Origin of the sequence: Enterobacter sp. RHBSTW-00593, assembly GCF_013784105.1 — a bacterium.
Lineage (GTDB): Bacteria > Pseudomonadota > Gammaproteobacteria > Enterobacterales > Enterobacteriaceae > Enterobacter > Enterobacter ludwigii.
The window spans coordinates 587339-600814 of sequence record NZ_CP056393.1; the positions used below are offsets into that span (position 1 = coordinate 587339).

The 13476-nt window shown below is 56.9% G+C and carries 13 protein-coding genes; 2 read left to right on the forward strand and 11 right to left on the reverse strand.

All coding sequences use genetic code 11. From position 1 onward, the window contains the following. Window positions 1-2 precede the first annotated feature (2 nt). From hpaI to hpaG, 6 genes are all read right to left on the reverse strand, one after another. Window positions 3-800, reverse strand: coding sequence for a 4-hydroxy-2-oxoheptanedioate aldolase (gene hpaI / locus HV242_RS02820; RefSeq protein ID WP_050737530.1), 798 nt, complete (start codon window positions 798-800; stop codon window positions 3-5). A gap of 9 nt (window positions 801-809) precedes the next feature. Continuing rightward, window positions 810-1613 (reverse strand): 2-oxo-hept-4-ene-1,7-dioate hydratase, encoded by an 804-nt coding sequence (gene hpaH / locus HV242_RS02825; RefSeq protein ID WP_014168488.1) that lies wholly within the window; start codon window positions 1611-1613, stop codon window positions 810-812. Between the two features lie 78 nt (window positions 1614-1691). Then, a complete protein-coding gene (locus HV242_RS02830) occupies window positions 1692-2072 on the reverse strand; it encodes a 5-carboxymethyl-2-hydroxymuconate Delta-isomerase (protein WP_020885308.1) in 381 nt (126 codons plus the stop codon). A gap of 9 nt (window positions 2073-2081) precedes the next feature. Further along, window positions 2082-2939 (reverse strand): 3,4-dihydroxyphenylacetate 2,3-dioxygenase, encoded by an 858-nt coding sequence (gene hpaD, locus HV242_RS02835; protein WP_020885307.1) that lies wholly within the window; start codon window positions 2937-2939, stop codon window positions 2082-2084. A gap of 2 nt (window positions 2940-2941) precedes the next feature. Continuing rightward, window positions 2942-4408, reverse strand: coding sequence for a 5-carboxymethyl-2-hydroxymuconate semialdehyde dehydrogenase (gene hpaE, locus HV242_RS02840; protein WP_050737529.1), 1467 nt, complete (start codon window positions 4406-4408; stop codon window positions 2942-2944). Next, window positions 4405-5682 carry a 4-hydroxyphenylacetate degradation bifunctional isomerase/decarboxylase gene (gene hpaG, locus HV242_RS02845; protein ID WP_032681712.1) on the reverse strand — a complete coding sequence of 426 codons (1278 nt, stop codon included), beginning with the start codon at window positions 5680-5682 and terminating at the stop codon, window positions 4405-4407. The genes hpaE and hpaG overlap by 4 nt, the downstream gene beginning before the upstream one ends. 269 nt (window positions 5683-5951) lie before the next feature. Here hpaG and hpaR point away from each other — a divergent pair, with 269 nt between their 5' ends. Continuing rightward, window positions 5952-6392: a homoprotocatechuate degradation operon regulator HpaR gene (hpaR, locus tag HV242_RS02850; RefSeq protein ID WP_014168494.1), complete on the forward strand. Its 441-nt coding sequence runs from the start codon at window positions 5952-5954 to the stop codon at window positions 6390-6392. An 85-nt stretch (window positions 6393-6477) separates the two neighbouring features. Beyond that, window positions 6478-8142, forward strand: a complete 1665-nt coding sequence (gene tsr, locus HV242_RS02855) for a methyl-accepting chemotaxis protein (RefSeq protein ID WP_032682055.1) — start codon at window positions 6478-6480, stop codon at window positions 8140-8142. Between the two features lie 68 nt (window positions 8143-8210). On the opposite strand, the gene HV242_RS02860 is transcribed toward tsr, so the two are convergent. From HV242_RS02860 to opgB, 5 genes are all read right to left on the reverse strand, one after another. Then, complete coding sequence (locus HV242_RS02860; protein ID WP_050737527.1) at window positions 8211-8717, reverse strand: GNAT family N-acetyltransferase; 507 nt, start codon at window positions 8715-8717, stop codon at window positions 8211-8213. 29 nt (window positions 8718-8746) lie between these two features. Then, complete coding sequence (locus HV242_RS02865) at window positions 8747-9220, reverse strand: hypothetical protein (RefSeq protein ID WP_020885303.1); 474 nt, start codon at window positions 9218-9220, stop codon at window positions 8747-8749. Window position 9221: 1 nt separating this feature from the next. Continuing rightward, window positions 9222-9962: a winged helix-turn-helix domain-containing protein gene (locus HV242_RS02870; RefSeq protein ID WP_050737526.1), complete on the reverse strand. Its 741-nt coding sequence runs from the start codon at window positions 9960-9962 to the stop codon at window positions 9222-9224. A 258-nt stretch (window positions 9963-10220) separates the two neighbouring features. Beyond that, on the reverse strand, window positions 10221-10772 hold the full coding sequence (locus HV242_RS02875; protein WP_025205614.1) for a helix-turn-helix transcriptional regulator: 552 nt from the start codon (window positions 10770-10772) through the stop codon (window positions 10221-10223). A 261-nt stretch (window positions 10773-11033) separates the two neighbouring features. Next, window positions 11034-13325 (reverse strand): phosphatidylglycerol--membrane-oligosaccharide glycerophosphotransferase, encoded by a 2292-nt coding sequence (gene opgB, locus HV242_RS02880; RefSeq protein ID WP_050737525.1) that lies wholly within the window; start codon window positions 13323-13325, stop codon window positions 11034-11036. Between the last annotated feature and the right edge of the window lie 151 nt (window positions 13326-13476).

Here is a 13476-nt window from a genome sequence, read left to right on the forward strand (position 1 = left end):
GTTTAGTAGACGGATTTATTGTTATTTACTGACGTAACCGGGATATCGATAAAACGTGCCGCCAGCGCCTCGGCGCTGCGTGCAAGCAGGGTGGTGTCGACCCCGACGGCGACAAACAGCGCGCCAAGCTCGAGGTAGCGTTTTGCCAGCGGCTCGCTAGCCATCAGGATGCCGGGTGCTTTGCCTGCCGCACGGATCTGCGCAATGGCCTTCTCGATGGCGGCCTGGACTTCCGGGTGCTGCGGATTTCCGGCAAAGCCCATGTCGGCGCTCAGATCCGCCGGGCCAATAAACACCCCGTCCACGCCTTCCACGTCGAGGATGTGCGGCAGATTTTTCAGCGCCTCGCGCGTTTCAATCTGCACCAGCACGCACATGGCATCGTTAGCGCGCTGCAGGTAATCAGGCGTGCGGTTCCAGCGCGAGGCGCGAGCCAGCGCGCTGCCCACGCCGCGGATCCCCGCCGGTGGATAACGCGTGGCGCGCACCGCCAGCCGGGCTTCATCGGCGTTTTGTACCATCGGCACCAGCAGGGTTTGCGCCCCGACGTCCAGCAGCTGTTTGATCTGGACCGGATCGTTCCACGACGGGCGTACCACCGGCTGGCTGGCGTAAGGCGCGATCGCCTGCAGCTGGGTCAGGACGGTTTGCACGTTATTGGGCGCGTGCTCTGCATCGATCAGCAGCCAGTCGAAACCCGCACCGGCCAGCAGCTCGGCGCTGTAACTGCTGGTCAGCCCCAGCCAGAGGCCGATTTGCGGTTTTCCGGCGCTGAGCGCCGCTTTGAATCTGTTTTCCATGGTGGTCTCCTAAACAAAACGGCAGCTGATGGAGCCCATCTTGCCGTAGTCCACGTGGAAGGTATCGCCCTTGCTGGCCGGCACCGGGCGGGTAAACGAACCGCCGAGGATGATTTGGCCAGGCTCCAGCTGAACGTCGTACGGCGCGAGTTTATTGGCAAGCCATGCCACACCGTTGGCCGGGTGGTTGAGCACGCCCGCGGCGACCCCGGTCTCTTCAATGACGCCGTTGCGGTAGAGCAGGGCGGAGATCCAGCGCAGATCCAGCTCGTCGGGCTTAATCGGGCGACCGCCAAGGATCACACCTGCGTTGGCGGCGTTATCGGAGATGGTGTCGAACACCTTGCGCGGACGCTGGGTCTCGGGATCGATGTTGTGGCAGCGGGCGTCGATCAGCTCCAGCGCGGGGATGACGTAATCCGTGGCGTTGTAGACGTCGAACAGGGTGCAGTTTGGGCCGCGCAGGGGTTTTGCCAGCACGAAGGCCAGCTCCACTTCGATGCGCGGGACGATAAAGCGGTCGGCAGGGATATCACTGCCGTCGTGGAAGAACATGTCGTCGAGCAGAGCGCCGTAGTCCGGCTCGCTAATCTGCGAGCTGGCCTGCATCGCTTTGGAGGTGAGGCCAATCTTGTGGCCTTTCAGCACGCGACCTTCGGCGATTTTCAGGCTCACCCATTCGCGCTGTACGGCGTAGGCGTCATCAAGGGTGATCGTCGGGTAGTCGAGCGAGATCTGGCGGATCTGCTCCCGGGACTGTTCCGCCTGATGCAGACGATGGGCGATCAGGGTATGGGTGTGTTTATCGAGCATGGCGATTTCCTGTTGTTGCCGGGTGGCGTGCTGCTCACCCGGCTTGCGTTCAAAGCCGTTGTCGGCCCGGTAAGGGCGCTACTTAAACAAAGCGTGCACGTTGTTTTGTTTGTAATTGAGCGTCGGGTGCAGCTCGTCTATTTCAAAAGAGAGCGCCAGATAGCGCGATGCCATCAGGTCGGCGAAGTGGGTTTTAATCAGCTCAAACAGTGCCTTTCCCACTGCCTCCCGGCTCTCCAGACTGCGCCCGGCGCCAATCTTCAGCGTCATATGCACAAAGGCGTAATCGTGCTTACCGTCGGCCATCTGCCAGGTGTCCAGCCAGTGCGCGCGGCTACGGATACCGCCGAGTGGGAAGATTCCCGTGGCGGCAAGCGCGTCGTTCACTTTGGCGAACAGTGCTGGCAGGTCCGCCTGCTCGCGGATGTTGTCAGTGCATTCAGCAATAAAGTGCGGCATGGTGGCTCCTTACGCGGACGCGGGCAGGGGGAAAACGGCGTTAACCTGGCCGGTGCCGGAGCTGGGGAACAGCTCGGTGAGGAACTCCACCTTGCCGTCGTATGTGTCCCAGCCGAGCATCCCCAGCAGCATCACCGTGTCGTGCATGTTGCCCTCGCCGTAGCAGTAGTGGGCATATTCCGGCAACATGCTGCAGAACTCCCTGAACTTGCCTTCACGCCACAGCTTCACCACGCGTTCGTCCATCTGACGGTCGAACTCGCGGGTGTAGCTGTTCATTCCCTCTTCGGCGCGCTGGTCGTCGATAAAACGGTGCGACAGCGAACCGCTGGCGAGCACCGCCACGGTGCCGTCATATTTCTGAATCGCGCTGACGATGGCCTCGCCCAGCCTGCGGCTGTCGGCGAAGTCGTGGACGGTGCAGAACGCGGCGATAGAGATCACTTTGAAGTGCTTATCGCTGTTCATGTAGCGCATCGGTACCAGCGTGCCGTACTCCAGCTTGAGGCTCGGGATGTTGTGCGCTTTGGCACGTACACCGAGTTTCACCGCTTCGTCGGCGATAAGCTGGCCGAGCGCCGGGTTACCGTCGTAGTCGTAGGTCATGTCGCGGATAAAATGCGGCAGCTCGTTGCTGGTGTAGATGCCGGAGAAATGATCCGCACAGTTGATGTGGTAGGCGCTGTTCACCAGCCAGTGGGTATCGAACACAATGATGGTATCGACGCCCAGCTCCCGACAGCGCTTGCTGATTTCTTTATGTCCGTCGATGGCGGACTGGCGGCAGCCGTGGTTTTTTCCCGGCAGTTCAGAGAGGTACATTGACGGAACGTGGGTAATTTTTGCCGCTAACGCTAACTTGCCCATACTCAGATCCCCCATTTTGGAATCGGATGGTCGCCCATGGAGATGCAGACGTTTTTCATTTCAGCGAACACCTCGAAGCTGTATTCGCCCCCTTCGCGCCCGGTACCGGAAGCCTTCACGCCGCCAAACGGCTGACGCAGATCGCGCACGTTCTGGGTGTTTACAAACACCATTCCGGCTTCGATATTGCGCGCCAGGCGCAGCACTTTGCTGACGTCCTGGGTCCAGATGTATGACGCCAGGCCGTACTCCACGTCGTTAGCCAGACGCAACCCTTCGGCTTCGTCCTTAAACGGCAGCAGGCAGGCAACCGGCCCGAAGATCTCTTCCTGGGCCACGCGCATCCGATTGTCGACGTCTGCCAGCACGGTCGGGCGCAGGAAGTTGCCGTTTTTCAGGTGAGCAGGGAGATCGGTGGGTTTGTCAGGGCCGCCCGCCAGCAGGGTCGCGCCTTCTTCAATGCCAAGACGGATATAGCCGGAGACTTTTTCCCAGTGCTGCTGGCTGATCAGCGCGCCAACCTGAGTGTTCGGATCGGTCGGGTCACCCACGCGCAGACGGTTCGCGCGCTCGGCAAAGCGCCTGACGAATTCCGGGTAGATGCTCTGCTGAATGAAAATACGTGAGCCAGCGGTGCAACGCTCGCCGTTGATGGAGAAGATGGTGAACAGGGCGGCATCCAGCGCGCGTTCGATATCCGCATCTTCAAAAATCAGCACCGGAGATTTCCCTCCCAGCTCCATGGAGTATTTCTTCAGTCCGGCGTTTTTCATGATGTTGCGCCCGGTGGCGGTGCCGCCGGTAAAGGAGACGGCGCGCACGTCGTGGTGACGTACCAGCGCATCGCCCGCCGTTGCGCCATAGCCCTGCACCACGTTCAGCACGCCCGCCGGAATACCGGCCTCCAGCGCCAGCTCGCCCAGACGGTCGGCGGTCAGCGGGGAGAGTTCAGACATCTTCAGCACCGCGGTGTTGCCCAGCGCCAGGCACGGCGCAACTTTCCAGGTGGCGGTCATAAACGGCACGTTCCACGGCGACACCAGCGCGCAGACCCCCACCGGCTGCACCAGGGTGTAGTTGAGCATCTTGTCGTCGACCGGGTAGGTTTTACCGTTCATCTGCTGGCACACTTCGGCGAAGAACGCGAAGTTGTGCGACGCGCGTGGAATAAGCACGTTTTTGGTCTGGTGGATCGGCAGGCCGGTGTCGGCGGTCTCGAGGGCCGCAATCTCCGGAACGTGTTGATCGATAAGATCCCCGAGGCGACGCATCAGGCGTGCGCGCTCTTTCATCGGCAGGTTAGCCCACGTCGGGAATGCCTCTTTGGCCGCCGCCACGGCCTGATGAATTTCAGCTTCACCGCCGGACGCGACCTCCGCCAGTATCTCTCCGGTGGCCGGGTTAGTGGTGTGGAAGTAATCACTTCCTGCGACGTTTTTACCGTTAATCCAATGGTTTATTTTTTTCATTTTGCAGTCTCCTCACTGACAATGCGGTTCACCAGGCGGCCCACGCCCTCCACTTCCACGACCACTTCGTCGCCTGGCTGTACGTCAGACAGACCCTTTGGCGTGCCGGTGGCAATCATGTCGCCGGGCTGCAGGGTCATAAATTCGCTGAGATAGGCAATCAGGAACGGGATGCTGAAGATCAGATCGGCAGTGGTGCCTTGCTGGCGCAATTCACCGTTCACGAAGGTGCGCAGGGTTAAGTTATGCGGGTCGGGAATGGCCTCTTTCGGCACGATATGCGGGCTGAGGGGGGTCAACCCGTCGCGGCTTTTCACCCGCAGGTTCGGGCGGTAGTAGTTTTCCAGGTAGTCACGGATGGCGTAATCGTTGCAGACGGTATAGCCCGCGACATAGTCCATCGCCTCGCGCTCACTGACCTTGTGCGCCGTTTTGCCGATGACCACCACCAGCTCCGCCTCGTAGTGCATGTACTCAATGTTGTTCGGGCGGACCGAGGTCTGGTTATCGCCGGTCACGGTGTTGGGGGCTTTGATAAACACCAGCGGTTCCGTTGGCGGCGTAAACGCCAGCTCACTGGCGTGATCGGCGTAGTTCAGACCAAGCGCGAACAGCGTGGCGTGCGGATGTGGGCCTTGCGCATGGGCGACCTCGCGTTCGTCAACCACCGGGTTTTCCAGGGACGGGAAGCCTTTCGCCAGAATGCGTACGCGATCGCCCGGCTGCAGCGGGACGCGCGAGTGTGGGGTGCCGAGCAGAATGGCATCGCCCGGACTGAGGGTGGCGAACTCGCTCAGGGCGCTCAGCAGTTCGGCGGCATTGCGCTGCAGGTCAGCGGTGTTCCAGTGGTCCGCTTCCCGGCCGTTAATTTCGGTGACGATGGTCAGGTTATCAACGTGGTCGACGGCGACCAGCTCTCCCAGCGGACAAAAGCCGTCGCGGCATTTGGCCTTGATCGCCGGGCGATAAAAACTCTCTTCCGGCAGGCTCACCTCGTTGGCAAGCGCGTAACCGGCGATGTACTCCGCCGCCTCGTCCACGGGAACGTTACGCGCCGTTTTACCCACAACCAGCGCTACCGTGGCACCGCTTAACACGGTTTCTCCCTGCGGGAAGGGAATGGGGTCGCCCGTGCGGATCACGGTGTTATGCGGTTTGATAAACCACACGGCGGTTTTTGGCGGCGTGTGGTAGGGGGCTTTTTCAAACGCGTTGCGCCAGGCATCGCGCTGGCTCTGGTGGTTCAGCGCTACGGCAAAAACAGTACCTTTCATTCACTTACTCCTCAGGCCGGACGTCCGGTCTGTGATTTCATTAATATGTTAATGATCTGGTTGTATGCCTTTGCTGTTTATTTCGCAACCAGAAGTGAATAATTTGTGATATGAATAACAATAAATTTACATAAAGAGATTAAAGGCTATATTTATCATTGTGTTAATAAATCAGGCTTGTTTCTGTTAGACTTTTTGTCGTCAAACGCGTTGTGTGTAAAACCAGCAGAACTGAATTGTTCATGTGTTAATGATTACCGGGAGAGGCTATGCATGATTCATTAACTATCGCCCTGTTACAGGCGCGGGAAGCGGCGATGTCTTACTTCCGCCCGATTGTGAAACGGCATAACCTGACCGAGCAGCAGTGGCGCATCGTGCGCGTGCTGGCCGAACATCCGTCGATGGATTTTCACGATCTGGCGTTTCGCACCTGTATCTTGCGTCCCAGCCTGACGGGCATTCTGACGCGCATGGAGCGTGACGGTCTGGTGCTGCGCCTTAAGCCCGTAAACGATCAGCGCAAGCTGTACGTATCGCTGACCAAAGAGGGGAACAGGCTATACGAGCGTGCCCAGGCGCAGGTGGAAGAGGCGTATCAGCAAATCGAGGCCGAATATACGCCGGCGAAGATGCAACAGCTGACAGCGCTGCTGGAAGAGTTTATTGAACTGGGGAACCGGCATATCACAGCGCGCGAAGAAGAGTAAAAACCACAAATTTAAGGATGATTTTCGTAAAGTTTTCCCTTTCCAGGCCGAAAATCCTGTTATCTGTCTGATGGAAAGCGAAAACATGTTAAACCGTATCAAGATTGTCACCAGCTTAATGCTGGTATTAGCGATATTTGGCCTTTTACAACTCACATCCGGTGGTCTTTTCTTCAATGCCCTCAAGCATGACAAAGAGAATTTCACCGTCCTGCAAACCATTCGCCAGCAACAGTCCACGCTGAACGCCAGCTGGGTTGCCCTGCTGCAAACCCGTAATACCCTGAACCGTGCGGGTATCCGCTACATGATGGATCAGAGCAATATCGGCAGCGGCGCGACCGTGAACGATCTGATGCAAATTGCGGCGGCTTCCCTGAAACAGGCAGAAAAAAACTGGGCTGAATACGAAGCCCTGCCACGCGATCCGCGTCAAAACGACGCCGACGCGACGGAGATCAAACGTAACTACGATATCTACCACGGTGCACTGGCGGAGCTGATCCAGCTGCTGGGCGCGGGCAAAATCAACGCCTTCTTCGATCAACCTACCCAGAGCTATCAGGATGGTTTTGAGAAGCAGTACGTGAACTATCTGCAGCAGAACGACAAGCTGTATCAGATGGCGGTGGAAAACAGCAATAGCTCCTACAGCCAGGCAATCTGGGTGCTGATTAGCGTACTGATTGCGGTGCTGGTGGTGATCGTGGCCGTGTGGCTGGGTATCAAGCAGGCGCTGATTTCGCCACTTACCCGTCTTATCGACAACATTCGTCATATCGCCAGCGGCGATCTGGTGAAGCGCATCGAGGTGCAGGGCGCTAACGAGATGGGTGAACTGGCCGACTCGCTGCGTCATATGCAGGGCGAGCTGGTCCGTACCGTTGGTGATGTGCGTAACGGTGCTAATGCCATCTACAGCGGCGCGAGCGAAATCGCGATGGGTAACAACGATCTCTCTTCCCGTACGGAACAGCAGGCCGCATCCCTCGAAGAGACCGCTGCCAGCATGGAGCAGCTGACGGCGACCGTTAAGCAGAACGCCGAGAACGCCCGTCAGGCGAGCAACCTGGCGCTGAGCGCGTCTGAAACCGCGCAGAAGGGCGGTAAAGTGGTGGATAACGTGGTGCAAACCATGCGTGACATCGCGGGCAGTTCGCAGAAAATTGCCGACATTATCAGCGTGATCGACGGCATCGCGTTCCAGACCAACATCCTGGCACTGAACGCCGCAGTAGAAGCGGCACGTGCGGGCGAGCAGGGCCGCGGATTTGCCGTTGTTGCGGGTGAAGTCCGTAACCTGGCACAGCGCAGCGCCCAGGCAGCACGTGAGATCAAGAGCCTGATTGAAGACTCTGTTGGCCGCGTGGAAGTCGGGTCTACCCTGGTAGAAAGCGCCGGCGAAACCATGGGTGAAATCGTTAATGCGGTAACCCGCGTGACGGACATCATGGGCGAAATCGCCTCTGCGTCTGATGAGCAGAGCCGCGGTATCGATCAGGTGGGTCTGGCGGTGGCTGAGATGGATCGCGTGACCCAGCAGAACGCCTCGCTGGTGGAAGAGTCTGCCGCGGCGGCGGCGGCACTGGAAGAGCAGGCGAGCCGTCTGACTCAGGCCGTGGCCGTGTTCCGCATTCAGCAGGAGCAGATGAAAGCCCGCGAGCAGGCTTCAGCGAAAACCGCTGCAGCCCCTATGATGGCGCGTAAAGCCGCGACCACCGATGCGGGCGAAAACTGGGAAACGTTTTAATCCTGCCACAGTGCCGGGGGGCGGCTACGCCTGACCCGGCCTGTAATGGGGCGTTTTGCAGGCCGATATCACAGAGGCAGGCGCATGGCACAGCGGGAGTCATACGCGAAACCGTGCGCCGCTTCTTCCTCTCTTTTCTGACGCAGTTCAGGCGTTAGCATCGTCACCGTTTCAAACCCGAGTCGCGCATAAAACGGCGCATTCCACGGCACCTCGCAAAAGGTGGTCAGCGTCAGCGATGTCAGCCCCAGCGTGCGGGCATGGTCTGCGGCACAGGCGATAAGTCGCCGACCTATTCCTCTTCCCTGCCACTCCCGATGAACCGAGAGTTCGACAATAAACAGCGATGACGGATGGGCTTCTGCAAGAATAAACCCGACGGGCAGGTCGTTTGCCAGCGCCAGCCAGCTAAACCCGCGTTTCGCGTAATCAAGATGATGTTCCGCGCAAATGACGTCGCCGTCTGCAAGCCAGGCCAGTTCGGGGACGTCCCGAAAACGCTCGCCAGCCGCGCGCTCGATGGCGGGCAGGGCAGCAACATCTTTGGGCGTCGTCGATCGAAAGAGAATGTTCATGGCGGAAAGTATACCCCGACCAGCCGTGCCTATTCTGAACAAATCAGGACCGGCGCATAGAAATTGCTGATCACCAGCGCGTCTTCCGGCGTGCGTTCAATCTTCAGGAGTCTTTTGTTCCCCGGCGTCAGGCCGGCGACGTACTTTTCAAAGACACCCGGTGGCAGGGTGTCATGGCTAAAGCGCGCCACGCTTTGTATGAATATTTCATAGAGTGAACCCTCAACGTGCCGCCACGTAAACATCTCCTGGCGGGAAACATCCCAGTGATGTGGCTCGTTAACCACGTCGCCGTTAAGCGTAAGGTACCCTGTGTTGTCGGGCTGAAAGCGCAGCGTAACCTCCCCTTCAAAGGAGAAATCATGATCGTCATGTCGGGCTGAAAATGTCAGGTTTCCTGCACAGGTTCCGGACAGCGGAGGCGTGTAGACGTACCACGCCAGCGTCACGCCAATCAGCAACAGATTGAGCGCCAGAATAAGCCACACTTTTTTTTGTTTCATATCACCACTCGTAAAAGTAAAGCGTTCGGCAGGCGCTGGCTTTACCGTCCGTGAGAGAACACTGGGAAAGGACCAGCCGCCCTTCGTGGCCATAGAAAAGTGTTCTCTGGATGTGCATATAGAAAATAGAGTTTTTCAGGCAGGGCAGATTACCTTCGCGCTGAAGCGTCTGCGCCAGCGCCATAGCCTTAGTGTGAAACACATCTGCCAGCGGGGCGAAGGTGTAGACCGGACAGGTGCCAATGTGGGTGAGCAGATGAGTGTCACTGTACTGGTGCGCCTGTTTCGTCAAACAGGCGCCGATGCACAGCGCCACGACCATCAGCGTGAATACAGCGCAGAATAGCCATTCTGGCTGAATGCGTCGTGAGGCCGGGACCGACTCCACGACGGGAAAATCGTCCTCCAGGGGCGTTACCGCGATATCAGCACTGAGCATAAAGCCCGTTTTCGGCACGGTGACGATAAACAGGGTGTCGGGCAGCAGGCTCGACAGCATTTTGCGCACAATACTGATGTATTGATTTAACGAATTGTTGGACCCCTGGAGCCCACGTTGATCCCAGACATCACTCAGAAAGGTGTCACGTTCGACGACGTTTCCGTGATGCTGAACCAGCAGCTTCAGGATGGCGTTGGCGGTACAGGTGAGGATTTGTCTGTCCAGATCGGGTGCATTGATAAGAGAAACAGAACCGTCTTCGTCGTTATAGACGATGGCGTCAGCAAGCAGGTATTTCATAAGTTATTGTAATACAGAAAAAATAACAAAAAAGAAGATAAGGCTGTGCCTTGTCGGACATAACACGCTGGCTATTTTAGCGCCATTGTTACCGATAACATTGATCCAGACAAGATTTAAGGCAATTTACTCGTGCAGTCGGATTACCACGTCATCCCAACGTGGCGGGAAGGGCATAGCGAGACAGCAGCGCCAGCATCAACAGCCAGAGAATGAGACAGGGAAGATGACGCCGCATGATCTTATTTCCCGACGTGCTTAGCCGTGCAGTGACAAACACGATGCCGGGTAGTCGAGCAGGAAGAGTTTGCGATGGAATTCCGCCAGGTTCTGGCAGTGAAATTTGTTCATCGCGTTACGCTTGTGGGTATAGATCGTTTTCGGGGATTTATTCAGGATCTGCGCGATGCGAACCGGGCTGAACCCGTTGCGGAACAGCATGCAAACCCGAAGCTCCTGGCAGGTGAGCGTGGCGTTTTTTACGCTTGCGAACGGCGTGTTCTGAAAACAGCGGCTGAGTTGCGCGAGTGACAGGTTTCCCGCCACCACGTGGACACGCTCACCCCCCAGAATGATTTTAATATCGTTGACGCGGGACGCATCGGTGAATACCAGCCACCCTTTTTTGACGCGGATATTCAACATCAGTTGCCGCAGGGGCAGGATCCCCTCAGGGCTCACGTCGTTAATCCAGAAAATTTCAGGGCAGGGGTCCACACTCTGCGAGATGAACGTCTTCAGGCCCAGCCACAAGAAGGCATTGCCGCTTAAAACGATGACCTTATAGTCGGCATTCAGTGTCTGCGGCATCAGGGTTTTTTCCCCTGGTAGCGCTGGTCGTACTCCGCTGCGCTGTGCCAGGGTGGATTCGAACGTATGGCCGGTTAGCATGATAAAAAGTGGGTAACTCTCTCAGGGTGTAAGGAGTTACACATTCTGAGATATGATTTCTTTCTGGTGAATTTATAAATAGAAATGAGAGATATATGGTGTCTATGTCTTATTTTTAATGGTTTTATAGGATTATATATTTACATAAAGCGCCCGACAGAACGCCGGGCGCAGAAGGGATCAGCTCTCTTTACTGACAATTTTAATCTCTACCATCCCGATGCCGAGCTCGCGCGGTGAATGGCCAAGAATATTTCCCTCATTCGTCGGCTGCGGGTCCGGCGGAACAATCACCAGCGTATTGCTGCGGGAAGGATTATCAAAATGCAGCGTGGTGGTGGTGACGTCATTTCCCAGCGTCAGCGTTTGCTCTTTATCGCCCACGCGAACCGGGATGGGACGGTTCGCGTTTGGACCATAGGCCCGGGCGGTGATCACCAGGTCGAATTTTTCAGGCAGAGGATGCGCGTACTCAATCTTCACTTCACTGCCCAGCTGCGCATTAGACCAGCGCCCCCAGGATTCTGGACGCGAGATGCCGCTGAACTGTTTGACCTCTTCCGGTGCCCCGGCCACGTTGAAGATAAAGCTGTCTGCTTTATAGCGAATATCGTTATCCACGATCTTCAGCATGTCGACATTTCGCTGATAGCGCGCGGTATCGATGACCGTATCGTTGAATGCGGTTTTGCCTTTCCACTGCGCTTTATCGACATGCTGCACGGTTTGCTCCCCGCCAAGCTGTCCCTGAGAAACGCACCAGTCGGTTGAGAGAGCCAGTGGCTGGGACCAGAGCTGGCCCATTTTGTAGCACCTGTCGACCCAGACAAAATTATCGCGAGGGGCGAAGTCGGCCAGCTGGAAACGCAGCGGCGCAGAGTATTCGCTTTCCGGCAGCGGTTCGACGCGCGTATCCGACACGCGCAGCAGCAGCGGCAGACGGAAATGGCTGCCGGAGAAGGCAATCGTGTTTTTATCCTGATCGATGGTGAAGTCTTTCATCTCTTTCGGGAAGTTCCACAGGCGGATGATGTCCGGCTTCCACGCAAGGATTTTCTCCTTCATGTTGAGGAACACTTCCGACAGCGACTGCCCCGAGAGCGTACTGCGGCCAAGGCCAATAAAGTTATCCCCGCCCAGAATGTCCAGCACGGTTGCGCCGTTATCCATGGAGTTGCGTTTGGTGGCGATCACGTCCTGTTGTGGCTGGTCGCCGCGCAGAATGAAGAACAGATTGCTGCGATCCTGTTTGCTGAGCTGATCCCAGGCGCTGTTTTTCATCGCCAGATGGTCAGATGAGACGACGATGACCGTGTTTTTAAAATACGGCGAGGCTTTGATTTTCTCGACCAGAGCGGCGATATGCTCCTGGCTGCAGGTTACCGCGCTGAACGACGTGTTGTTTTTGCCGTCAATCTCATAGCGTTTGCGCTTACAGGTGCGCGAGACAAACCCGTCCGGATGGTGGGTATCTACCGTCAGGGCAAAGAGGGAGAAACGCTTGCCGGCGCGGGACAGTTCCTCGAACTTTTTCCAGGTTTCGTCCAGTACCGTGTCGTCGTAAAAGCCCCAGTCGTTGCGGTAATGCGGGTCGGCAACGGTCGTTTTTAACTCTTCTGAGCCATACAGATGGTCAAAACCGTGGGATTTCAGGAACACATCTTTTCCGGCAAAGCGCAGGTTGGCCCCCTGCACGAAGTAGTTTTCGTAGCCGGAGTTTTTCAGGATATCGCCGAGGCAAACGTTCTGCGGGAAGAAGCTCGACATTGAGGCCGAGGCATTACCCTCAAAGGGGGCGAAGAGCGGGATACCGCACTGCGAGGCAACCATCCCGGCGATGGTGTAATCCGTACCGGGCAGCTGCGCGGTATGGCTGAAATCAAGACTTTCGTTTTTCAGCGCGCCCAGCTCCGGCGTCAGGTTCGGGAAGGCATTGTTATCAAACCAGGTGCGTTCCAGACTCTCGCCGTAGATATACACCAGGTTAAGCTTCGGGTTGGCTATTTTTTGGGACGGCTCTTTATACCAGTCCATGAAATCCGGGTCGCCGTCGCGCGACTGTGACTTTACCAGCTCGGTTATCTGATGAAACGCCGGGCTGGCATCCACGGACGCCAGCGCCAGACAGAGTGCCAGCAGGCTGTAGCCGCCATGATGCGGAAGATGTCGACGGCGGCGCAGCACCCAGGCCAGGGCGCCAAAAATAATCACCAGCGCCGCAATCAGCCCAAGCCCGGGAAGAATGTATTTACCCACGCCCGCGCCCGTCAGGCTATTCGTCAGCGTGTAGAGCACCGCATCATTAATGCCGTCACCGGTAAAGTAATCGCTGGCGTATAAGGTAATGTTTAAAATAATAAAAATGCCGAGCACCACCAGCGTGGCGATAAACCACCAGGTGTTACGGCCCGCTTTGCAGGCGTAAACGCCTACAGAGGCCAGAAAAAGGACAAGGGACATTAACTCTGACAACAGTCTATCCTCATGACGCCAGGCGCTTAGCTGGCTAACTGATTATTTTTTGGGTTATACAATGTAATTGCGTTGTCGTGTAGCTGCAATTTTAGTGTCACGAAAGTGTGCTGTTGTTAGGATTTGGTTTAGAAAATCGTTTTTTTGAAGG